Genomic DNA, 22,132 nt, shown 5'->3' with positions numbered 1-22,132 from the left:
TTAAAACTTAAAATGTTAATTTTCAAAGCAAGCAGTACCTACCTGCTTGCTTTTTGTGTTTTCCTTTCGACAAAAGGTCAACAACAAATTTCACCCATGAATGCTCTTAATTCACCTTTTGATGAGCAGCATGCGGTAATGTCCCCTAATGGGGAAATTTTTTTCTCAGTGGGTTTCCATCCACAAAACACAGGAGGTCCAGCTGACTATGGTGATATATGGATGAGTTCCAAAAACCAAAAAGGCCAATGGAACAAGCCCATTCAATTAAAGGAACTTTCAACACCGGGAAATGATGTGGTCGTTGGATTTCCTGACCCCATCACGATTTTAGTGTATCACAGTGGAGATGGAAGAAAGCAGGGTATCCATCAATATTCTAAATTTGGGAAAAGCTGGAATTATGTAAGACAATTGGACTTGGGGAATTTCATTAACAGTTCCACCCATTTCAGTGGCAGGTTGTCTTATGATGGAAATGTGATCATCATGTCCATAAAAACCTTTGGATCTTATGGAAATGAAGATATTTATGTAAGTTTCAAGAAATCAGAGGGAATATGGTCATCCCCTAAAAATATTGGAAATACGATCAATTCTTTTGCCCAAGAACAAACTCCTTTTTTATCTGAAGATCAAAAAATCTTATATTTTTCTTCCAATGCCTCTGTCGATAAGAGCGGTAAAAATATTTTCTTTTCCAGAAGACTCGATGATTCTTGGGAAAGGTGGTCCAATCCAAGGCCACTTGCCAGTGCCAACAGCATTGGATCAGAGTTGGGTTTTGCCAATATTTTCAAGGAAGAAAATCTGGCCATATTTTCTACCACTATCAACTCAGAAGGAATGGGGGATTTCATGTTGTTGGGATATCAACCTGAGGAGGTTTTGATAGACGAGGCGGAAGAAATAGTACTCTTTCAGGAAGATGAAATAAAGGAGCACAAGCCGCTATACGATAGTGCTTTGGTGAAAGTGGCTGATGAGGAAATTATGAAAGAACAAGCTGCCGTTCTTGAAGATGAAATAAAAGAAGAAGGTAATCAGACATTGGCTCAAGAACAAACAGTCGGATTGGATTCCCTCAAAACCCAAGCTGAAGCAGTTAAAATAGAAGCAGAGCAAAAAGTTGTTGAAGAAAAGATTTTACTAGAAAAGCCTGTTGAAGCAGTCAATCCCATTGCCAAATCGGAACCTGAAAAACTGGAAGAACCAGTAGTAATGCCGATTGCCTCAATGGTAAAAAAACCTGAAAGAGATTCTGAATTGAGCCATATTCAAATTCTTGATGTCAAATCGAAAAAAGCTGTACCTTATAAAATTACTATAACCAATGCGGGTTCCATTACTAAGGAGTTATCTGATCAACAAGAAATGCAGGAAGAATGGGAAAAATGGGATTGGAACAATATATTGATTTCTGCAAAGGGTTACATCCCGGCAACCCTTTCTGTGGATGATTGGAATTCTTTGAAAGACAATACCCTTTATTTGATACCTGCAGTTTCAGGGGCTAGTTTGGTGTTAAAAAACATCCAATTTGCAAAGGGAACAGCTGAATTTGAAGATGCAATGTCCATTCAGGTTTTGGATCAATTGGTGCACTTCATGATGGAAAATGAAAAAATCAAAATTAGATTGGAGGGCCATACGGATAATGCGGGAGATCCGGGTCTGAATAAGGATTTATCTTTAAAAAGAGCCTCAAAAATCAGGGCCTATCTGACCGTGAAGGGAATTGGATTTGAGCGAATTAGAATTTCAGGCTGGGGAGGTACAAGGCCAATTGCAGACAATTCCACCGAAGAAGGAAGGGAACTTAATAGAAGGGTGGAAATGTATATTGAGAAATAATTAAACCGAAAAATTTTTCTTATTAATTCCCGCTTGAATGCACTTTGTTTTTCAAGCGGGAATGTTTGTTTTATCCCGAATTTAATTGCTTGGAATTTAAATCAATTCCAAGTAATATTAGTTAATAAATTTAGCTGATGGCAGAGAATAAAAAGCTTACACTAAAGGATATTGCAAGGGCACTTAATATTTCCGTTTCTACCGCTTCGCGGGCATTGAAGGCACACCCGGATATTTCCGATGAAACGATCAGAACAGTGAAAGAATATGCTGAAAAGCACAACTATGTTCCTAATGCTTTAGCAATAAATTTTAGAAAGAGCAGGACATTTACCATTGGATTGATCGTTCCTGAACTGGTGCATCATTTTTTTTCCACGGTTATTTCCGGTGCAATTGATGCAGCCAAAAAGATGGGCTACAGTGTTTTAGTGAGTCAGTCCAACGATGTTTTACAGGATGAGATAACAGCATGTAGGACCATGTTGGCAAGTAGTGTGGATGGGCTTTTGATTTCCATATCCAATGAGACGGTAGAAGGGAACCACATATTGGAATTCATCCATGAAGGTAAACCGGTTATTCAATTTGATAAAATAACCGATCAGCTCCAAACCCCAAAAGTCATTGTGGATGATTTTGAAGGAGCATACCAGGCAGTCAAACATTTAATTGAAACCGGTTATGATAAAATAGCCCATTTGAGAGGACGCAGGGAAGTGAAAAATGCAATGGAAAGAGCTCTGGGTTATGAAAAGGCTTTGAAGGATTTTCATAAAGAATTCCATGAGGACTGGGTCAAAGAATGTAAACTCATCAACGAACAGGAAGGCTACGATTTTGCAAAAGCGCTGATGGAAAGCCAAAATCCTCCTAACGCAATTTTTTGTATCACTGATTTGGTGGCCCTGGGTGCGATTAATTATCTAAAGGAAGCCGGAATAAAAATCCCTCAGGAAGTTGGCATCATGGGATTCAGTAATTGGAAATTGGCAGAAATAGTGAATCCAAGTCTTAGTTCTGTGGATCAACATGGTTACCAAATAGGTGAGAAGGCTGCCGAAATGCTGATTGAAAAAATTCAAAACCAGGATGTTTCCAGCCATGAAACCGTAGAACTAAAAACCAATTTGGTATTAAGGGAGTCCACAAATCTATCCCAAAAGTAATTCAATAACACTTCGGTAATATTAAATTAAAAATTTGATAATTTATATAAGGATAATAAAAGGCGTTTTAGTATATTTAGGCAACAAATAACTGATATGGAAACCTTCTTTTCCTTAGTGTTACTTACGCTTTTTTATGGACTTTTGGTATTATCCATTTTTCCCGAAAAATATTTTAAAAAAATAAGTCATTTCAATCATCACAAAAACGTTCCAGACTATCTTAAATTTTCTTTGAGTACCCCTATTTTCTTTTCTTTTTTAGTCGGTTATACCATGGCTGCTACCATGTTGTTTTTCATCATCCACTAAAAATAAACCTTCTTTCCCTTTAAAATACTTTAAAAAAAGCATAACTGATCCTTTGTGGTATGATGGATCAGTTATGCTTTTAAGGATTCTTATTTTCGCACTATTGGCAAGCTGATGCTGCTTGGAAATTTGCTGGAATGATGAATGTTATTGGTGGCCACAATACCCTCAGTTTCATCATAATTGTTTCCACCGGTATTCATATTTCTATCAAATCTTGGAAAGTTGGAACTGGATACTTCAATCCTTATTCTATGGCCCTTTTCGAAATAATTGGAAGTGGACATTGGAGTCATATTGATTTCATAAATTTTTCCATCTTCCATAAAAACCTCTTTTTCATATCCTTCCCTATATCTTACCCTTTGTATGGTTTCGTCCAGGTTATATGCTCTCCCGTCCGGATAAACATCGATCAGTTTGATGGTCAGGTCTGTATCTTTCACATCAGAGGACAAATAAAGTTTTGCTTGGATAAAACCACTGACCTCGATTCCATTTTCAAGTGGTTCTGATGTATATACCAGGATATCTTCCCTCAGTTCCATTTCCTGCTGATCGAATGATCCTCCCTGGACGGCATTGCCTGTACAACAGACATTTCCTCCATAAGAGTTAACGGGATCCAAGGGGTCATATTGGAAGGTATCAGGGTTATCTTTCCCAGGTTTTTTTGTGGATAATTTTCCATCTCCCAACCTGCTATTGGCTTTTCCTTTACTGTCCAGGTAATAGGTCACCATTTGGGCTTCTTTTGGAGGCCAAGTATCCGAAGTCTGCCATTGATTGGAACCCATAGTAAAATACCTAACCCTTGGCATGCTTTCTTTCATGCCGTTATCTTCACCTTTCAACCAGTAGTCAAACCATCCGTAGGTCATGTCGTTATAAGGCAATCGGGCATCTCCCATACTTCTTTCGCCTACCACTGTATTTTCAGTAGCTCTTGTGAAAGCACAATGAAGGGTAGGGGCAATTACTAAATATTGGTTATCCCTAATTTTAGGGTCCTTGGCATTTTCTCTCACATGATTAAACAATGCAAGATTGGGACTTGAGGAGACATCATACCAAGATACAAACCAGAAACTCGGTTTTTCAAACTCCATATCATCATGGAACAAGCCTCCCTCGTACCATTTTGGATCGTTGGGTTTTCTGGTTATCATTTCCTCGTAGATTCCCTGAGGTCCGTTCACATTTTTAATAATATCCTGAACCGGCAAATGACTCAAACCTTCTGACCAATCTACCCTGGGATACCTTGGAGCCATATCATAAAATCTTTGTAATCTCAACAAATCTTTTTGATCAATGCCTTCGGGAAGTTTGGGTGCCAAAGGGTCATGCTGTGTGCCATAAAGCCAGGCTGTGAATAGCATCTGGCCTGCACCACCCCGGTACCAGTTGCCCTGTTCATAATAATTTCCTATTCTTCCAACTCCTGCACCAAATCCCTGGGGGATCAATGCGGTATGCGCAGGATGATTGAGTGAAGCCACCGCCATTTGCCATTCAGCAGTAGAGGAACAACCAATAGTTCCGATTTTGCCATTGCTCCAGGATTGAGCTGCCATCCAGGTAAAGGCATCATATCCATCCGTAATGGGAACACCTAGAATATCCCATTCTCCTTCCGAGAAAAATCTTCCCCGTTCATTTTGGACTACATAGGCATAGCCTCTCTTTACAGCCTCCAAAGCTGTTTGGAGGGTTCGGGTAACCAGTTCCCCATCCCTGTAAGAATTGAAATTGTAGGGTGTTTTTGAAAAAATGATGGGTACAGGCTTATCAGATTTGGGCCTGTATATGTCAGTTGCAAGTCTAACGCCATCCCGCATAGGCATCATCACCTTCTGGTCGATAATGGCAATTTCTTCAAGCTGTTCCAAAATGGTTTTTTCCTGGGCATGGACATGGCCTAAAAAAAACAGGAACAGCAACAATAAAGGATAATTGAGCTTTTTCATAATTCAAGTTTATATTCTTCAAGGAATAATTTAGCCCAAAATCCCTTTATTATGATTATTTTTTACTCCAGTGGAAAAAATACGGTATTTATTTTCCCATTGACCCAAAAGTATTTTTAATCCTGGCCCCGAAAGGTTCCCGGTTTGTCCTTCTTTTTTCCCTATTTTTTTTTCTCCACTTTTTATCCTGTCTTTTTCCTTTGTCCAGGACCATTCTTGCAGAAATACCAATCTGACCCCTGTAAAATTCCTCTCTTCCAGAAATATTGATGTTTGGTTTATAGTCCAAGGAAATTACTGCCCCTGCAAATGTCATCTCTATCCCACCAATCAGGTCGACTCCCATGGTAGAATTGCCATAGGTATGCATGATTTCATTATTGGCATCCTGCTTCACATAGCTTTCTTCTTTTCCTGCAGAAAACCCTCCTCCATAAAAATAATTGAACCTTTTTGAAATAATTGGCCTATGTCTTTTCATAAGCAAGTGGAAAGTGGTGTTTCTGTTGAAATCACTTTGTACAATCCCTTCCAGAGTAAGTTGCTGCATAATCCTGTGTTGGGCAGTGATCCCAACCATTCTACTGTAATCATTATTCCCCAATCGAACTCCCAGTGCAGTAGCATATTTTTGTGCAAATGAAAAGTTGCTCAAAGAAACAAATAGGATTACCTGTATAATAAAAATTTGGTTTCGTTTCATGATATTAAAATGAATTGAACAAACAATTCAAGAATTATACCAATTTGTTTAGTTTACCAATTCCCATCTTCCTGATCTTCTGTTGATTTTTTTTGAAAAGAGGCAATAAAGTTTTTAAATAGGTAGGTACCTTCCGGTTCCAAGTCAATTTCATTCATTTTTAAAATGTGATCAACTGATTTTAAATTCTCTAATTTGGGAGAGGCAATGTGCTTAGGAATTTTAAAAATTCTGCTGTCTTTTTTCTCAAATGGACTCGGCATTGAATTGTTGTACAAATAAGGCAGGAGGGTGTCAGAACAGCTTAGTCCAATAAGATCCACCCGGTAATTTTTAAAGTAAGTACTTGTCCTTTCGTTGATGGAGGTAAAAAATACCTCTGATTCAGCCAACCTTACCCTGGAACCTGCCCTGGATTTTCCTTTGGTTTTGAGGTACTTGAGCTGACTTTTTCCTTGTTTTTTACGGACCATATAGGCGCGGAACACTTTATGGTCTGATAAGGTACCGTTTTCGAAAAACGCTACTGATGCCATACCTGCTTTGATCAAAATAAGCACATAATTGACAAAGTCCTGAATTTCCAGGTTTCTTTTTTCCTCAGAAAACATCAATTTGGTGGAAATTCTGATTGACAGTAATTTTTGATGTTCAGCTCCATAGTAGATTATTTTTCTTTTTTTCCTAAAATACTCCATTGACAGATCATTATTTTGGAGAAATCTGAAAAAACCTAATATCCAATCATCATCAAATAATCTCTGATTCATCAAACGCTATAGTTAAATCCTTTTTTAGTTCTTATTTTTATACAATATAAGAACATACTCCGGCCATGACATCAACTATTCAAGACCTGATCCAAAAAATGTGTAACAAGGAAGAAGGAGAAGCTTATCTTTTTGCAGATAAACTAGCAGCATTGGGAACTGAAGAAGTACTACTGGCCCTGTTGGAGGTTTTGAAATCTGAGGATATGGATGAGGCCTATTTGGCAGCTAGGGCTTTAAGCAAGATGGAAAACAATCAAATGGCACTGAAGCCACTTTTTGAAGTGATCCATGATAAAAAAAACCAAAATAGAAACGGGGGATTGGTTCAAATGCTGGAAGGTTTTGATTTAACTGAAAGTTTTGTTGATATTTTAAGGATTTACCTTTTTGGAAATTTCAAAGCATCTCTGTTGGCAAAAGATTATCTTGATAGTGTTGAATTCGAAATTACCCCAAGGGTATTAAAAAAAGCCGAAAAACACTGGAATCATTTTAAAAACAATGTCAATCCGAATTCTGATGATTTTGAAATCAAAAAAGCGGAAGTTGAACAAATCCTCAATGAAATAAAGGAATTACTCAATGAAGAATAAGTTATTCGGGAACCATAAAATTCAAGCAGTTCTATGAAAATAAAAGATGTCATTTTGTTACATGAGGATTTTCTGGCTGATTTTGGATTCAAATTGGATAAAAAGTCACTGCACTTTGTAAAAGATATTCCAAAGGGAAAACAAATGATTTTTCTGCACTATACCCAGCATGACGAAGGTGCTTATCTTGAATATCATTTGGGGGTAAGATTGGATAAAGTGGAGAACATCGTTCACCGTTTTTTACCTTCATTGGGGGATTACAAAGAAAGAAGTATCACTTTGGTGGAAACTCTTGATAGGATAGATTCTGAATTACCTAGAAGATTTTTAGCGGAAAATGATTTGGAAGTCAATGGGGTGATTAAAACGCTTGAAAATTTCCTGGTAAAAAAGGGATTTAGATTTTTGGATACCTATTCCAATGGCAAAAACCTGGAGAAATTTTTTAACGAAGATCCCAAAAAGCTCATACTTACCCAGAATTATACCTATAGATCCGCAAGGGGTATTACCCTTTGTATGCTTTTCAATCCTTCAGAATATCCCAAGATCAAAAAAAAATATTTGGATATGCTGAATGAAAAGCAGGTGACCCCATTTACTTTGGCCAGTTTTATCAACCTTATGGACTATTTAGAGCACCTCAACATTTGATTCCATTGCAGGTTCAGGTTCTTTTATTATTTTATTGCTTTTTATGAGATTTTTATTGTTAATCAGCGTTAAGTATCTTCTTAAAGAATTGGGCATTAATTTGGATATAAAAAACAGGAATCTGATAAACTTTCCGGGAATAATTTCTCTTTTTCCTGCCAGACATTTTTCTAAGGCATAATCCGCTACCTCCTCTGGGGAAAGGATAGTTAGTTTTTGAAAACTGCTGCAGTTATTGTGCAATAGACGCATTTTGATGTTGCTGTTGACCCCAGCTGGACAAAGTATGGAAACCTGAATATTTTTGCCGACCAATTCATAATCCAAACACTTGGAAAAAAAATAAATGTAGGATTTTGTAGCACCGTATACCTGTTTAAAAGGCCCTTCAAAATGGATAATCATGCTGCTCACGTTCAAAATGTATGATTTTTCCTGCTTTTCCAAAATTGGGATGAGTCCATGGGTAATAAAAGTTAATGCCCTGACATTCAATAAAATCATCTTATCAAAGAGTGCGAAATTCTCCTCAACAAATCCAACTGAGCCTCCAATTCCTGCATTATTTATTAAAAATGAAACAGGGAGTTCCTTTTCAATTACATAATTGATCAAAAATTGACAGTTTTCCATTTCGGTAAGATCCAATTCAAGATAATGGGTTCTTACTTCAAAACTGCCTTCAATGAATTCTGCCAATTCCGGTAAACCTGTTTCCGGTAAGGCAACCAGCAATAAGTCCATTTCTTTTTTTGCACATGAAATGGCCATCGCTTTGCCTAAGCCATCACTGGCTCCGGTGATAAGTGCTACTTTATTCATAATACAGGTTTGTTTAATATGGCACTTATGGTTTTTTCCATCGCGAGATCAAAAGGGGTGATTTGGTAGTTTAATTCCTTGCTGGCTTTTGTTGAATTGAATTCAAAATTCTGTTTTAGGTTGTTTATCATATCAGGAGTAGCGACCTTATCCTTATCAAAATATCCTATGGTTTGTTTTGCTGTCCAGGAATAGGCCTGTAAGGCGGACATAGGAACTTTAAAGATCCATCCTGAATTTTTATTGATTTTTTTAATTGTTCTGAACAATTCCTGCAACTGAATATTTTCGCCACCCAAAATATATTTTTCACCTATTTTACCAGATATACCTGATTTTATGATTCCATTGACCACGTCATCAATAAATGCATAATTATTTATGAATGGATGTTCTTGAGGAACAAAAGCAACTTTGTTTTTAAGAAACTGGCCGATTATTCGGTTGACCAAGGCGCCTTCTGAATGGACACCAGGTCCAAATACCCTGGTGGGATAAACAATCAGACCTGGAAATCCAGTGGCAATGCGCTGTAATACTTCCTTGTCAGCAAGAAATTTTGAAATTTCATAGGTACTATTGAAGCTAGACCATCTTGGGGTAGATTCTTTGTTTTCCTTGACCAAAGAAGGACCAATTGCGCAAGAAGCACTGATTTGGATGAATTTTTCGACCCCCACATCTTCAGCCACTTGAAGCATATTTTTTGTACCCTCAACATTTGTTTTTAAAATTTCATTAGGATGTACTGACCATTCATTCACCAATGCAGCCAAATGATAAACATGCTCACAATCTAAGATCGCCCTCCTTATATCATCTAATTTCATGACATCGCCTTGGAAAATGGTAATGTTGGGGTGATTTAAATAGCTGAATTTTTTGGGGTTTCTTATCAAAACACTGATTTTATTATCGGAATCCGCCAGCTTCCAGGCAAGCTTTTGCCCTAGGTATCCTGAGGCGCCGGATATAAAAATTTTCATATATAATGATTTAGATTCAAATGGGTTATCTCTTTCGTTAAGATAAATAAAAATAACCTTTTATTGTATTTAATTTTGTGATTTTTTTTAATTTAAAATTAAATTTTGTTAAAAACACTTAAAAATTCTTAATAATTTGCTTTTTTCACAATAGGATAGAATTTATAGGTCAGCAATTATTGATTTTTGCAAAAATCAGGAAGATGATTAGTAAAAAATGCAATTCACTTTTTTTTAACTCCTCTGATTGCCTTAGCTTCGAAGGGATTGTCTGGCCAAGAATGTTTGGGGTATCTTCTTTTCAATTCTTTTTTTACTTCCTGATAAGTGGTGGACCAAAAGCTCATGAGATCTGTGGTAACTTGAACTGGTTTAAAACCAGGGGATAAAAGGTGGAGAAGAAGGGCTGTTTTACCATGGTTAATCTTTGGAGTTTCCAACATTCCAAAAAGTTCCTGCAATCTGACTGATAATATCGGAGGTGCCCCATCTTTTTGGTAGCTTATTTTTATGCTGCTACCACTTGGAACTTTTATTTTATCAGGAGCGAATTCTTCTAAGGCTATTTGCTTTTCAAAATCCAGTGTATGCATTAAGATTTCATGAAGCTTTAATTTCTTTAACTCCTCATTTTTCTTAATGTCGACGAGATAGGGAAGGAGCCATTGATGGATGTTTTTAAGCAGGGATTCCGGACTCCAGTCCGGCCAATGTTGATCAGGGTTCCAAATTCTTAATGAATTTATCCTGTAAATCAATTGCATGACTTCCTCAGAAAAATCCAAAAGTTGCATGCCATTTTCTTTGATCCCTTGACAAATAGCCTCTGTTTTTTCCTTTTCTGAAAGGTTTTCCAAAGGAGTTGATTTAAGGATGATACCGCCAATTACCAAATTTTTGACAGCAATCATGCCACCTTTTTTGATGTCCCACCTAACGATTCTATTTTCCTTAACCAAAGGCAAAAGGTCTTTGGGATTGATGGGGGAAGCCATGAATATTTTCCCTATACCTTCTCTTGCATCAATATGTGAAACTGCCAGCCAAGGTTCGTGGGCCAGATCGTCCTTATGACCCATCATGGCTATTTTGCCATTAGCCAGTTGGAATTGTGCATTATTACCGGGTTTCGCTGAGGCAATTCTTTCAGGGAAAGCGAATGCGATCAAGAGACCTGTTTCGTAGGGATCAACAATTCCGTTATCTATTGGAATTTGAAACTGTTTCCTATACTGTTGGGCAATTTTTTCTAATTTATTGATTCCTTTGATTGATAAGTTTTCTCTTCTCGCCCTTCTTAACGCTTCTATTCTGAGATTGATATCAACTCCCGATTCAGGTCCCAAAGGATCTCTTTCCTCCAAAATGGCAGCAATATCTGTGGCCAGTGCAATGTTACCCAGCTCTTCCGCTTTCACCAACATATGGGCAATCCTTGGATGGGCAGGCACTTGATGGATTCTTTTACCATGAAGAGTTATTTTTCCATTTTCTATTGCATGGATCTGTTTCAGTAGATCATAAGCCTTTGCCAAAGCACCTAATGGAGGAGGTGTCAACCAGTCCATCTCATTGATTTCATTGATGCCCCATTGGACCAGGTCAAGGGATAAAGAAGCAAGGTCTGCTTCCAATATTTCCGGTACCCTGAATTCATCCATTTTCTGCTGTGTGGCTTTTGACCACATCCTATAGCAGGTTCCCGGTCCCAATCTTCCGGCCCTACCAGCTCTTTGGTCAGCAGAATCTTTGGAGATTCTTACAGTTTCCAAGCGGCTTAATCCGGTTTTTGGATTGAATTTGGAAATTCGTCCAAATCCAGAATCAACCACCACACTTATACCCTCAATGGTCAGACTGGTTTCCGCGATGGATGTGGCCAGAACAATTTTTCTTTTACCTTTTCTGTTTGGCGTTATGGCCTGTTGTTGGGCAAGGGGAGATAGAAGCCCATATAAGGGATGAATGGAAAAATCTGGAAGTTTTTTCTTCAATATAGCCTCTGTTTTTTTGATTTCTGCTTGCCCTGGCAAAAAAACCAATATATCGCCTTGATGGGTATCTGCTGCTAACAGAACTGTTTTTGAAACAGATTCCGGCATGAAATAGGGGTCATAATCTTCGGTATTAATAATATGTACCGGGTATGATCTTCCTTCACTGAATATAGAAGGGGCCTTTAAAATTGCAGCCAGTTCCGGCATATCTAAAGTAGCAGACATGACCATGATCTTAAGATCGGGCCTTAAAATCTTTTGTGATTCCCTGCATAAAGCCAAGGCCAGGTCTGCATGTAAATTTCTTTCGTGGAATTCATCAAAAATAACCAGTCCTACCTCTTCCAGTGCATTGTCATGATGAAGCATTCGGGTAAGAATGCCTTCTGTCAATACCTCTAAGCGGGTTTGGGCACTGATCTTGTTTTCAAATCTTATCCTGTATCCAACGGTTTCTCCTACATTTTCTCCCAACAACTCCGCCAATCTTTGAGCAATGGATTTAGCGGCCAATCTTCTGGGTTCCAACATGAAAATTTTCTTTCCCTTTAAAAATGATTCCTCTAGTAAGACCAAGGGTAAAATAGTACTTTTTCCCGCTCCTGGAGGTGCATTTACTAAAAGGGTATTCGACTGATTTAGTTGTGATTTTACCTGGGGAATGATATCCCCAATAGGCAAGTCAAGAGAAGTAATATCAAATGCCAAAATGTATTGGATTAGAGATCAAAAAAAACCACTGCCATGCTTCAAATGGCAGTGGTTATCAATTGTTTAATTTATCCTTATTCAATTTTTGCAAAAGATGAAGCGTATTCCCAACGCATCTCCACGCCATCTGGTTTGACTTCATAAACCAGTCTTTCTTCCAAGGAACTGCCAAGGTTGGAAGGAATCTTTACCCTCAAAGCATCCTGGCTTTCATCATAGGAATAAGCCCCCCATTGTTTGGCCACCTTGTTAAAAATCAATATTGACTCCCCTTCATTCGGTATTATGAATAGGCTGTACTTACCTGCGGGTAAAGTTTGACCCTCTATCTTGATGTCTTTACTGGTTTCAAAGGTTGTCGCATCGTTGGCACCGGCTCTCCATACCTGGCCCAAAGGAACCAGGTCTCCCCAGATGACCCTGCCCTTCACCGCCGGACTACTGTAATTGATTGTGATTTTAGCACCGTTGATTTCACCTTCGGCAGTTCTTGCCGGGCTTGGTTTGTCGTCCTGGGCAAGAGACAACATGGCTACCATGGCAAATACTAGGGTAAAGAAACTGAATTTTGTAATCATCGAATTCTTCATGTTTTTTTCTTATTGATGTTTTTTTGGATTAACTCTGATGTTGAAGTTTAGGTTTTCGTTCAAAGCTTAAATTTTTACCCAAGCCTGCTTTCTGTGGCTTTCGATGATCCTTTCACAGATCAACAATTCCCTATGACCGTCTTCAAATGTCGGGAATGTTGGATTTTCCGGTTGCTTTCCTTCTCTCACAGCTGCATATACTTCTTTGAACATTTGCTTGGAAGTATCTGGAAAACCTTCATTATGACCGCCTGGGAAACTGATCAGGGCAGCTGCCTCCTTGTAAAACAGGGAAGGGTCTTTCATGAGGTGCTGATTGGCAGTTTCTCTTTTGCCGATCCAAAGTTCATTGGGTCTTTCAGAGCACCATTCAAAATTGGACTTTGAACCTGCAATTTCTATATTTAATCTGTTTTTGCGGCCTGCATTTACCTGGGAAACAGTCACAGAACCTTTGTTTCCATTGTCGAAGCGCAGCAATACTGTAGCGTGATCTTCAGTATTGATAGGAACCTCCTCATAGTCTGATTCCTGTAGCATTTTCCCTGAATAAGTTTCAATGGCTTTCAAGGGTTTTAACCGTGTTTTATGTACCGTTGAAAAATCCGCCATCACTTCCGTAACTTTTAAACCCGTCACATATTCTGTTAAGTCCAAAAGGTGCGAACCAATATCAGCTATTGCTCTTGAATCACCGGATTTATCCGGTTCCAATCTCCAGTTGTAATCTGTCTGTAAAAAAAGCCAATCTTGCAGATAGGAGCCCATTATATTGTAAATTTCACCAAGTTCACCTTTTTCTCTCATGGTTTTCATTTGGCGTACCATGGGGTAATAGCGTAGATTGAAGTGGACAGCATTAACCAATCCTTTTTCTTTGGCAATCTGAACAAGTTCTTCCGCTTCTTCAATTTTGGTGGCAAGAGGTTTTTCACATACTACATGTTTACCGGCAAGCAAAGCAGCTTTTGATTGCGAAAAGTGAAGAAAATTGGGAGTACAGATATGGACCACATCGATATCCGGATTCTTCAGCATTTCTTCAAAAGTGTAGGCATTCGGGATTCCTAATAGTGCTGCTTTTTCCCTTGCAAGTTCAATATTCACTTCACACAATGCAGTAACTTCAATATTAGGTAATCTCCTCAATGCTTCCAAGTGGGCCGGGCCTATAAAACCGGTTCCTACAATGGCGGCTTTAATTTTTTTTGTCATAGGTCATTTGGTTTGGAATAAAGTAATAAGGATTTAAAGATAGAGTCAACTTTTCGATTTTAAAAGAAAAAAGCCTACCGTGTCAAAAACAGGGTAGGCTTTAACTCAAATAGCTTAAACGCTTAATAAAAATTATCGATCTATCTGATAAAAAATATTTTTTAAATAACGAATGTAATTATGGCTACTAAACCGAAAGCAATTCCAATAGCCTTCAAAGTTTTTCCTGCATAACTTGAGAAATAATGGAAAAGCATGATCTCGTTGCTTTCGAAGATTACCGTTCCATCATCACCTTTATTGAAAAATTCATAAATATTTGTTTCGGTAATCAACCTGGTAGCAAAGAGTAAGCTGATCAGACCCAAAATAAAATAAGTAATAATGAATTGGCTTTTGGAGAAATCAGAGATCAAAAAGAATTTCGAAAATACTGAAGATGGAAAAGGAATGATGTGGGCACTTTCATAAGCCAATTCTTGGTTGCTTAATAGCGATTCAATTTCTTTTTGGTCTAGTTGATTTTCAACATTCACATTGCTGGCAATTATGTTTTGCTGATTTCCAAAACTTTCGTACTGAACAAAACCAATCAGACTGATAGCAAGAAAGTACGAAAGAAAACCCGTTATCCCTAGGATAAAGAGTGACTTTGTAACATTTTTTAGAGTTCTCATGAAGCGGTCATTTGAATTATTAGAGTTCGTTTTTTGCCTTAATGAGCCATGGAAATAATGTATATTTAAAGAATTATCAAAATATTTATAATAAAAAAACTCATAATACAAAATCAAATACATGAAGATTTTTTTCATGTATGCAAAAACACAATATAACGTAAAAGTTAGTAGATTTTTTCCATTCTTGGCTTCAAAATCAATATTTTGTACCAGGTCTATTTTGGGTTGAATAAACATACGGTTTAAAGTTAGCGTTAAATATTGGAATAATAAGTTCCATTCAAATTGAGGAAATGCAGCTTATCAAATAGACTTACAAATTCCGTGCACAAAATTTAGAGTTGGGTATTTTTTTTTATATTTTAACTCAGTAATTAACATTTTACAAAACAATGGCTAACTATAATTTAAAAATCAATGGTCAGTCCCATCAGGTAGAGGTGGATGATGACACTCCTCTGCTTTGGGTATTGAGGGATCACCTAGGATTGGTCGGGACAAAATTTTCTTGCGGAATTGCCCAATGCGGTGCCTGCACTGTTCATATTAATGGTGAAGCTACTTTTTCATGTACTTTACCGGTTTCCAGTGTAGGTTCAAGCGAGGTAACCACTATTGAGGGTTTATCAAAGGATGGAGACCATCCCGTCCAAAAAGCTTGGAATGAAATAGATGTAGCTCAATGTGGATATTGCCAGGCGGGTCAGATCATGAATGCAGCGGCATTTTTGAAGAAAAATCCCAAACCAACCTTAGAGGAAATCGAAAATGCAATGAACCGTAACCTTTGTCGTTGTGGCACTTATCATAAAATCAGAGAAGCTGTGGCATTGGCTGCAAAAATTATATAATCATGGAGAAGCTTATGAAAACAAATAGGAGAGATTTCCTTAAAGTGGCAGCAACTGCTACCGGAGGATTGTTCATTGGTTTCTATTGGTCAGGCTGTGATTCTCCAAAGATGCAGGTATTGACCGATGAAGAGGTATTGTCACAGGCATTTAATTTCAATGCCTATTTATCCATATCACCCACTGGGGATATCGTCATCTATTCTCCAAATCCTGAACTTGGTCAAAATATCATTACTTCTTTCCCCATGATTGTGGCAGAGGAATTGGATGCAGACTGGGCGAAAGTCCGGGTTTTCCAAGCACCACTGGATAACGAGAAGTATGATAGGCAGCTTACAGGAGGTTCCGGAGCTATGCCGCATTCCTGGGAAAGGTTAAGAAAAGCAGGAGCGACCGCAAAATTCTTATTGGTACAGGCGGCTGCCACAAAATTAGGGGTTGATGCCTCGGAGTTGACCACAAGCAATGGTGAGGTCTTGCACAATGGAAAGAAAAAATTCGGATATGGGGAATTGGTCAGTGATGCTTCCAAATTAACGGCTCCTGATGAAGTTCCATTGAAAGATTCCAAAGATTTTAAAATAATCGGTACCCCTGTTAAAAATGTCAAAAACAATGAAATGTTTACCGGCAAGCCTTTGTTCGGGCTTGATTTTTACAGGGAAGGGATGGTTCATGCCATGATCCAAAGACCTCCATTTGGAATGAAGATAAAATCCGTGGATGATACAGGTGCCCGTTCGGTTCCTGGGGTTACGGATGTGATTGTATTTAAGAATAATGTGGCCGTGGTTGGTAATTCCACCTGGCCTTTGATGAAAGCAAAAAGACAGCTTAGGATTGAATATGAACCTGATGGACCAATCGAAAGCAGTTTTGACCACGATAGGATATTCAAAGAACTCTTGGATAGCAAAAATGCCCAGGTAATGAGAAAAGACGGTGATGTGGATGCTGCTTTTAAAAATGCAGCTCAGGTAATCACCAGTGAATATCAGTGTCCTTTCCTTTCCCATTCCCCAATGGAGCCGCAAAACTTCTTCGCCCATGTGAAAGGGGATAAGGTGGAATTGGTCGGACCAACCCAGACTCCTGAAAGGGCCAGGATGGAAACCGCTCAGTTATTGGGTATTCCAAAAGAAAATATCACTGTGGAAATTACCCGACTTGGGGGTGGTTTCGGAAGAAGGTTAAGGGCTGATTTTGTCGTTGAAGCAGCAGAATTGTCCAAATTACTGGACAAGCCGGTAAAAGTTACCTGGAGTAGGGAAGATGATATGACTGGTGGAGCTTACAGACCTGCGGTCAGGTACAGATTCCAGGCAGCTTTAGATGATCAGGGGAATATGGTTGGTTACAAGCTTAGAGGTGTTGGTATCAATGCAGGAAATTCCACCAGGGAAAATAATTTCCCTTCCGGTTCTGTGGACAACCTTCTGATTGAGAATATTGATTATAAATCTCCTATTACTACCAATGCCTGGAGAGCACCTATTACCAATTTCCTGGCTTATGCAGAACAGTCTTTCCTGGATGAAGTAGCTTTGGCGGCCAAAAAGGATCCGGTTAAATTTAGATTGGACTTGCTGGCAAGGGCTAAAAACAATCCAGTGGGAGAGATCCATTATGATATAGACAGGATGAAGGGAGTCATTGAGACAGTAGCTGAAAAATCCAATTGGGGTAAAAGCAAAGAGCTTATGCAAGGGTTCAGTGTCTACTTCTCCCATAGATCTTATGTGGCTCAGGTTGCAGATATTATCATGGAGAACGGTCAGCCTGTGCTTAAAAAAATCACCGCTGCTACTGATTGTGGGGTAGTTGTACATCCTACTGGAGCCAATCACCAGGTTAGAGGTGGCATTGTAGACGGTATGGGCCATGCGATGTTTACCAATATGACTTTTGAAAACGGACTGCCCAAGCAAAGAAATTTCGACTCTTACCGCCTCATCAGGATGAAAGAAGTACCTGAAATTGATGTGCATTATGTGGATAGCGGTTATGATCCTACAGGATTGGGAGAACCTGCACTTCCACCGACGGGTGGTGCAATTGCCAATGCCATCTTTGCGGCAACAGGTAAAAGAATAAGGACGCAGCCATTCATTGAGCAAAAAGAATTTTCTGAAATTAGATTACAAATCAGAAGAGCCTAAGAATTCCAACTTGAAGTAAACCCCTTGGAAAATGATTTTTCATTATTCCAAGGGGTTTTCGTTGATATTAATCAGGTAAAATTTTTAAAAGTCCGGTAGTCATGATTTATTTAAATGTCATCCATTTCCCTTTCAGGCCAATAAGGTCCCGTCATTTGCAATTGGGTGATATCATTGTCAAATTCAAAATTCAATCTCAATTGATCCTTTGCCTGTTCATGGATATTCAAACAGGCATTGTAATGGACCAGATCAAAACTAACAAAAAAGGTACCCTTTAATTTTTCTGAAAAGAATGGATCCGAAGAAAGTTTAACATTTTCTGTTACTGCGCCTTCCTTTTTAAAATAATAGGACAAAAATATGCCCATCTCTTTGGTGTTTTTCTCCAAAAGCTCTTGAAGTATATCCGTTAATTCTTTGGATTGTAGATGGTTCGGTATAGAAAATTTCCAGGATTCTTGCACCCCTAAATATAATGAATTTGTTTTTTGATTTATTTTGGTTTGACAGGAAAACCAAAAACAATAACTTGTTTTTGAAATTACCGAATTTATGAAGTATCCCATATATATGGATTATAATGCAACAACCCCGTGCCTGGAGGAGGTCATTGAATCCATGATCCCATATTTTGGCCAGCATTATGGCAATGCTGCAAGTAAAAGTCATCCTTTTGGATGGTTAGCAGAAGATGCCGTGGAAATTGCCAGGGAACAAGTTGCAGGTTTATTGGGCGCTAAACCCAAAGAAATCATCTTTACATCAGGGGCTACAGAGTCTATCAATCTTGCTATCAAGGGAGTTTTTGAATATTATGGAATTAAGAAACAGCATTATATCACTTGCCAAACTGAGCACAAAGCGGTTTTAGATACCTTTAAAAGTATCGAAAATAAAGGAGCTGAGGTCACTTATTTAGCTGTAAATCATTTAGGTATGATTGATTTAGATGAATTAGAATCCAGTATTCAAGACCATACCAAAATGATATGCCTGATGTGGGCAAACAATGAAACTGGGGTATTACACCCTATAAATTCGATCAAAAAAATAACGGCTGAAAGGAATATTATTTTTTTTACTGATGCTGTTCAGGCAGCAGGGAAGTGTCCCATAAACGTTGAAGGAATACATTTAATGGCAATTTCTTCCCATAAGTTTTATGGACCAAAAGGGATGGGAGCCTTATTTATCAGACATAACCATGATTTGCCAAAACCTTTACCCCTAATTGAAGGGGGAGGACATGAGAAGGGTTTTAGAAGTGGCACCTTAAATGTTCCTGGCATTGTGGGAATGGGTAAAGCGGCTGAAATTCAATTGAAATCTATGCTTCATGATAGCCATAGATTGGAAAAATTGAGAGATTTATTGGAAGCAGGAATTCTTGAAATTTCCGGTACCCAAATCAATGGGGATAAGGGAAACAGGCTTGGACATGTTTCAAATATTTCTTTTGAAGGCATAGAAGGGGTAGACCTCCTACGTATGGTAAATAAGGAAATAGCGGTGAGTTCAGGATCGGCATGTACCAGCATTTCTCCGAAACCATCTCATGTTCTGGCAGCCATGGGTTTAGATGCAGATTTGGGAAGGGCCTCAATCCGGTTCAGTTTGGGAAAGTTTACAACAGAAGATCAAATAAGGTTTACTATTGAATTTGTTAAAAAGGTTGTGGCTCAGTTAAGAGGCTGATTCTTTAATTTCTCATAGTCTTCCTCGGTATCAATGTCTATAGCACCCAAAGGAAAATCTATGGCCTCGGTATCATCGGAATGTGATAATATTATTTTTTTCGCTCCTTCGCTCGATTTCAAATTCAGCATTTCACCAAAATATTTTTTATCGAACAAGGCCGGTACTCCCAATGTATTTTGGTACCTGCTGGCAATTATTCCTTTCTCTGATTCCCAATATGTTTGGATCAGAGCATTCAAAACATCCGCATTGGCGTAAGGCTGGTCGCACAGCATCAATAAAACCCCATCTACTTGGTGAAGGTCAGTCAAGTGTTTCAAACCTTTTTTCATAGAGGAACCCATACCTGATGGCCAATCCACATTTACAATTATGGAACAACCATTCTGGTCAATTTTCTTCCGGATTTCATCGGCATTGGCACCCAAGACTACAACAAAATGGGTAGCAAGGGATAATTTTGCCCATTTTATAGCTTTTTCCAACAAACTTTTTCCTTCAAACTCCAACAGTTGTTTAGGTCTTCCCAACCTATTGGAAGCTCCGGCTGCCAATAAGATTATTCCGATGGATTTGTTTTTCATCTTTCCTCCCCATGTATGGGCCCCAATTTATCCCTAAGATGGTCAGGTGTTTTCTTTGCGAGAACAGATTTAATTTCTGAAAGAACAGATAAAGCGATTTCTTCAGAACCTTCAGCGCCTATATCCAAACCTATCGGGCCAAATATATTGCTCTCCTCCATCTGAATACCCTGTAAGGTCAATCTTTCCATCAATTTTAAGGTCTTTTTCTTGGGACCAAGTATCCCTATATAGGGAAGCTGAAGCCGGATCAAACTGGATAATACCATCACCTCATATTCAAAATTATGGGTCATTAATAAAGCCACCGTTTGATCATCCCATTTAATTTTATTAATCACCTCATCTGCCGGCGCCACAATGATGGGGTAGGCATTCGGAAATCGCTGATGGGTGGCGTGACTTTTTCTCCCATCGATTAGGGTCAATTCCCAACCTAAAATGTCTATCATTTTAGCTAAAGGGAGGGTGTCGTTTCCCGCACCAAAAAGTAATACCTGAATGGGTGCTTTGATCCGCTCATAAAAAACAAACATATCATCTGCCTCTGGATAAGATTTGATCAAATTCGAATCAATAGGCCGGTTTAACTCCTGCTCAACAAGCTTTTGTAGCCCTGATTCATTATAGTCCAGTGCGCCATAGAATTTATTGTCCTTAAAAAGCAATTTGGTTCCAAGCTGTTCTGATCTGGAATTCTTTAATGAGAAAAAAGTAACTAAGATGGATGCGGACCTGTCAGCAAGTGCTAATTTTAGTAATTCTATGGGATTGAAAGTTTCCTCAGCATTGATGGGTTCTATTAATACCTGAATGATACCATTACATCCCAATCCAATTCCGAATTTTTGGTCATCTTCATCAGTGGTATCATAGGTGACAATCATGGATTTTTGCTGAAAAATTACCGATTGGGCCTTTCTCAATGCATCTCCCTCCAAACATCCTCCTGAAATGGCCCCGGTAAGTTCTCCATCTTCAGTAACCAACATACGGGCCCCTGGTCTTCTATAGGCAGAACCATCTACCTTCACGACAGTGGCCAATGCAGTTTTTTGTTTTCTGGTTAAGCTTTTTTCGTATGCTTTGATGATCTGGTGTAACTCTTTCATATGGGCAATTAAATTGTAAATAAAGCTATAAAAAAAATCCTAATCAGGGTAGCAGGGTTTAGGTAATTTGGACTTTGCCCAATCTTTTTTGGAATCCAAACCGCATTTTTGGGCAGGGAAAAAAATACTTATCGGAGATTAATTGGAAATCCTCAAAAAAAACAGGTATTTTGGGACATATGGCAAAATCAAGAGAAACCTATAACAAAAAAGAAAAGGAAAAACTAAGGCAAAAGAAGAAACAGGAGAAATTGGACCGAAAAGAGGCCCGTAAGTCAACCACTGAAAAATCCGGGGATTTTGAAGATATGATTGCTTATGTGGATGAGTTTGGAAATATTTCCTCCACTCCTCCGGATCCTAACAAAAAAAGAAAAGAAATAGACGCTGAAAGCATAGATATTGGTGTACCAAAAACAATTCAGGCTGAAGACGTTCCAGAAGGAAGGAAGGGGAAAGTGACCTTCTTCAATGCCTCCAAGGGTTATGGCTTCATCAAGGATGAGCAAACCCAAGAAAGTATTTTTGTACATCTTTCAGGTTGCATCGATCAGATAAAAGAAAATGATAAGGTTTTATTCCAAACCGAAAAGACTCAAAAAGGATTGAGTGCCATTGAGGTTAAATTAATAAAATAGTCCAAATTATTTCCAAAGAACCAACAGAAGTTTAAGGATCATTCATTTATTA

General features: G+C 38.4%; 20 protein-coding genes. 8 read left to right on the top strand and 12 right to left on the bottom strand.

Going from position 1 to position 22,132, the window contains the following annotated elements; translation table 11 throughout:
- The first annotated feature begins 12 nt into the window (after positions 1-12).
- Both ACFSKV_RS06575 and ACFSKV_RS06570 read left to right on the top strand, forming a co-directional pair.
- Positions 13-1,854 carry an OmpA family protein gene (locus ACFSKV_RS06575; RefSeq protein ID WP_380801134.1) on the top strand — a complete coding sequence of 614 codons (1,842 nt, stop codon included), beginning with the start codon at positions 13-15 and terminating at the stop codon, positions 1,852-1,854.
- A gap of 137 nt (positions 1,855-1,991) precedes the next feature.
- The gene (locus tag ACFSKV_RS06570; RefSeq protein ID WP_380801133.1) at positions 1,992-3,023 is read left to right on the top strand and encodes a LacI family DNA-binding transcriptional regulator; all 1,032 of its coding nucleotides are present in this window, start codon (positions 1,992-1,994) and stop codon (positions 3,021-3,023) included.
- A gap of 401 nt (positions 3,024-3,424) precedes the next feature.
- Here ACFSKV_RS06570 and ACFSKV_RS06565 read toward each other — a convergent pair whose 3' ends face one another.
- The 3 genes from ACFSKV_RS06565 to ACFSKV_RS06555 all read right to left on the bottom strand — a co-directional run bounded on the left by ACFSKV_RS06565 (position 3,425) and on the right by ACFSKV_RS06555 (position 6,778).
- Positions 3,425-5,305, bottom strand: a complete 1,881-nt coding sequence (locus ACFSKV_RS06565) for a CocE/NonD family hydrolase (protein ID WP_380801132.1) — start codon at positions 5,303-5,305, stop codon at positions 3,425-3,427.
- 88 nt (positions 5,306-5,393) lie between these two features.
- Positions 5,394-6,008, bottom strand: coding sequence for a hypothetical protein (locus ACFSKV_RS06560; protein WP_380801131.1), 615 nt, complete (start codon positions 6,006-6,008; stop codon positions 5,394-5,396).
- Positions 6,009-6,061: 53 nt separating this feature from the next.
- Positions 6,062-6,778: a hypothetical protein gene (locus ACFSKV_RS06555; protein ID WP_380801130.1), complete on the bottom strand. Its 717-nt coding sequence runs from the start codon at positions 6,776-6,778 to the stop codon at positions 6,062-6,064.
- Between the two features lie 65 nt (positions 6,779-6,843).
- Here ACFSKV_RS06555 and ACFSKV_RS06550 point away from each other — a divergent pair, with 65 nt between their 5' ends.
- On the top strand, positions 6,844-7,374 hold the full coding sequence (locus ACFSKV_RS06550; RefSeq protein WP_380801129.1) for a HEAT repeat domain-containing protein: 531 nt from the start codon (positions 6,844-6,846) through the stop codon (positions 7,372-7,374).
- 33 nt (positions 7,375-7,407) lie between these two features.
- Positions 7,408-8,031: a hypothetical protein gene (locus ACFSKV_RS06545; protein WP_380801128.1), complete on the top strand. Its 624-nt coding sequence runs from the start codon at positions 7,408-7,410 to the stop codon at positions 8,029-8,031.
- Here ACFSKV_RS06545 and ACFSKV_RS06540 read toward each other — a convergent pair.
- The 6 genes from ACFSKV_RS06540 to ACFSKV_RS06515 all read right to left on the bottom strand — a co-directional run bounded on the left by ACFSKV_RS06540 (position 8,011) and on the right by ACFSKV_RS06515 (position 15,029).
- Entirely contained in the window at positions 8,011-8,853 is an 843-nt protein-coding gene (locus ACFSKV_RS06540) for an SDR family NAD(P)-dependent oxidoreductase (protein ID WP_380801127.1), read from the bottom strand. The genes ACFSKV_RS06545 and ACFSKV_RS06540 overlap by 21 nt on opposite strands.
- Positions 8,850-9,839 (bottom strand): NAD-dependent epimerase/dehydratase family protein, encoded by a 990-nt coding sequence (locus tag ACFSKV_RS06535; protein ID WP_380801126.1) that lies wholly within the window; start codon positions 9,837-9,839, stop codon positions 8,850-8,852. Before ACFSKV_RS06535 ends, ACFSKV_RS06540 begins: the two co-directional genes overlap by 4 nt.
- A gap of 224 nt (positions 9,840-10,063) precedes the next feature.
- Positions 10,064-12,544 carry an ATP-dependent helicase HrpB gene (hrpB, locus tag ACFSKV_RS06530; protein WP_380801125.1) on the bottom strand — a complete coding sequence of 827 codons (2,481 nt, stop codon included), beginning with the start codon at positions 12,542-12,544 and terminating at the stop codon, positions 10,064-10,066.
- 77 nt (positions 12,545-12,621) lie between these two features.
- The gene (locus ACFSKV_RS06525) at positions 12,622-13,137 is read right to left on the bottom strand and encodes a DUF2911 domain-containing protein (RefSeq protein WP_380801124.1); all 516 of its coding nucleotides are present in this window, start codon (positions 13,135-13,137) and stop codon (positions 12,622-12,624) included.
- A gap of 66 nt (positions 13,138-13,203) precedes the next feature.
- On the bottom strand, positions 13,204-14,352 hold the full coding sequence (locus ACFSKV_RS06520; RefSeq protein WP_380801123.1) for a Gfo/Idh/MocA family protein: 1,149 nt from the start codon (positions 14,350-14,352) through the stop codon (positions 13,204-13,206).
- A gap of 161 nt (positions 14,353-14,513) precedes the next feature.
- Positions 14,514-15,029 (bottom strand): hypothetical protein, encoded by a 516-nt coding sequence (locus ACFSKV_RS06515; protein ID WP_380801121.1) that lies wholly within the window; start codon positions 15,027-15,029, stop codon positions 14,514-14,516.
- Positions 15,030-15,424: 395 nt separating this feature from the next.
- On the opposite strand from ACFSKV_RS06515, the gene ACFSKV_RS06510 reads away from it, so the two are divergent.
- Entirely contained in the window at positions 15,425-15,883 is a 459-nt protein-coding gene (locus ACFSKV_RS06510; protein ID WP_380801120.1) for a (2Fe-2S)-binding protein, read from the top strand.
- 2 nt (positions 15,884-15,885) lie between these two features.
- Positions 15,886-18,045, top strand: coding sequence for a xanthine dehydrogenase family protein molybdopterin-binding subunit (locus ACFSKV_RS06505; RefSeq protein WP_380801119.1), 2,160 nt, complete (start codon positions 15,886-15,888; stop codon positions 18,043-18,045).
- 110 nt (positions 18,046-18,155) lie between these two features.
- Here the strand turns inward: ACFSKV_RS06505 and ACFSKV_RS06500 are convergent, their stop codons facing one another.
- Positions 18,156-18,512, bottom strand: a complete 357-nt coding sequence (locus ACFSKV_RS06500; RefSeq protein WP_380801118.1) for a hypothetical protein — start codon at positions 18,510-18,512, stop codon at positions 18,156-18,158.
- Between the two features lie 88 nt (positions 18,513-18,600).
- On the opposite strand from ACFSKV_RS06500, the gene ACFSKV_RS06495 reads away from it, so the two are divergent.
- Entirely contained in the window at positions 18,601-19,743 is a 1,143-nt protein-coding gene (locus ACFSKV_RS06495; RefSeq protein ID WP_380801117.1) for a cysteine desulfurase family protein, read from the top strand.
- Here the strand turns inward: ACFSKV_RS06495 and ACFSKV_RS06490 are convergent.
- The gene (locus tag ACFSKV_RS06490) at positions 19,728-20,330 is read right to left on the bottom strand and encodes a nucleotidyltransferase family protein (protein ID WP_380801116.1); all 603 of its coding nucleotides are present in this window, start codon (positions 20,328-20,330) and stop codon (positions 19,728-19,730) included. The genes ACFSKV_RS06495 and ACFSKV_RS06490 overlap by 16 nt on opposite strands.
- Positions 20,327-21,442 carry an XdhC family protein gene (locus ACFSKV_RS06485; protein WP_380801115.1) on the bottom strand — a complete coding sequence of 372 codons (1,116 nt, stop codon included), beginning with the start codon at positions 21,440-21,442 and terminating at the stop codon, positions 20,327-20,329. Before ACFSKV_RS06485 ends, ACFSKV_RS06490 begins: the two co-directional genes overlap by 4 nt.
- A gap of 179 nt (positions 21,443-21,621) precedes the next feature.
- Here ACFSKV_RS06485 and ACFSKV_RS06480 point away from each other — a divergent pair, with 179 nt between their 5' ends.
- The gene (locus ACFSKV_RS06480) at positions 21,622-22,080 is read left to right on the top strand and encodes a cold-shock protein (protein WP_380801114.1); all 459 of its coding nucleotides are present in this window, start codon (positions 21,622-21,624) and stop codon (positions 22,078-22,080) included.
- Positions 22,081-22,132 lie beyond the last annotated feature (52 nt).

This window comes from Shivajiella indica, assembly GCF_042683085.1.
In the GTDB taxonomy this organism is placed as follows: Bacteria; Bacteroidota; Bacteroidia; order Cytophagales; family Cyclobacteriaceae; genus Shivajiella; species Shivajiella indica.
The sequence above is the reverse complement of the archived record's forward strand: the minus strand, read 5'-3'. Positions and strand labels throughout refer to the sequence as shown.

What these genes read in the sequence shown, in the direction of transcription:
- ACFSKV_RS06540 (WP_380801127.1), bottom strand. Translation starts at nt 8,853, where the DNA reads ATGAATAAAGTAGCACTTATCACCGGAGCCAGTGATGGCTTAGGCAAA.
- ACFSKV_RS06555 (WP_380801130.1), bottom strand. Translation starts at nt 6,778, where the DNA reads ATGAATCAGAGATTATTTGATGATGATTGGATATTAGGTTTTTTCAGA.
- ACFSKV_RS06525 (WP_380801124.1), bottom strand. Translation starts at nt 13,137, where the DNA reads ATGAAGAATTCGATGATTACAAAATTCAGTTTCTTTACCCTAGTATTT.
- ACFSKV_RS06575 (WP_380801134.1), top strand. Translation starts at nt 13, where the DNA reads ATGTTAATTTTCAAAGCAAGCAGTACCTACCTGCTTGCTTTTTGTGTT.
- ACFSKV_RS06520 (WP_380801123.1), bottom strand. Translation starts at nt 14,352, where the DNA reads ATGACAAAAAAAATTAAAGCCGCCATTGTAGGAACCGGTTTTATAGGC.
- ACFSKV_RS06570 (WP_380801133.1), top strand. Translation starts at nt 1,992, where the DNA reads ATGGCAGAGAATAAAAAGCTTACACTAAAGGATATTGCAAGGGCACTT.
- ACFSKV_RS06535 (WP_380801126.1), bottom strand. Translation starts at nt 9,839, where the DNA reads ATGAAAATTTTTATATCCGGCGCCTCAGGATACCTAGGGCAAAAGCTT.
- ACFSKV_RS06490 (WP_380801116.1), bottom strand. Translation starts at nt 20,330, where the DNA reads ATGAAAAACAAATCCATCGGAATAATCTTATTGGCAGCCGGAGCTTCC.
- ACFSKV_RS06510 (WP_380801120.1), top strand. Translation starts at nt 15,425, where the DNA reads ATGGCTAACTATAATTTAAAAATCAATGGTCAGTCCCATCAGGTAGAG.
- ACFSKV_RS06505 (WP_380801119.1), top strand. Translation starts at nt 15,886, where the DNA reads ATGGAGAAGCTTATGAAAACAAATAGGAGAGATTTCCTTAAAGTGGCA.
- ACFSKV_RS06565 (WP_380801132.1), bottom strand. Translation starts at nt 5,305, where the DNA reads ATGAAAAAGCTCAATTATCCTTTATTGTTGCTGTTCCTGTTTTTTTTA.
- ACFSKV_RS06545 (WP_380801128.1), top strand. Translation starts at nt 7,408, where the DNA reads ATGAAAATAAAAGATGTCATTTTGTTACATGAGGATTTTCTGGCTGAT.
- ACFSKV_RS06560 (WP_380801131.1), bottom strand. Translation starts at nt 6,008, where the DNA reads ATGAAACGAAACCAAATTTTTATTATACAGGTAATCCTATTTGTTTCT.
- ACFSKV_RS06495 (WP_380801117.1), top strand. Translation starts at nt 18,601, where the DNA reads ATGAAGTATCCCATATATATGGATTATAATGCAACAACCCCGTGCCTG.
- ACFSKV_RS06550 (WP_380801129.1), top strand. Translation starts at nt 6,844, where the DNA reads ATGACATCAACTATTCAAGACCTGATCCAAAAAATGTGTAACAAGGAA.
- ACFSKV_RS06515 (WP_380801121.1), bottom strand. Translation starts at nt 15,029, where the DNA reads ATGAGAACTCTAAAAAATGTTACAAAGTCACTCTTTATCCTAGGGATA.
- ACFSKV_RS06480 (WP_380801114.1), top strand. Translation starts at nt 21,622, where the DNA reads ATGGCAAAATCAAGAGAAACCTATAACAAAAAAGAAAAGGAAAAACTA.
- ACFSKV_RS06485 (WP_380801115.1), bottom strand. Translation starts at nt 21,442, where the DNA reads ATGAAAGAGTTACACCAGATCATCAAAGCATACGAAAAAAGCTTAACC.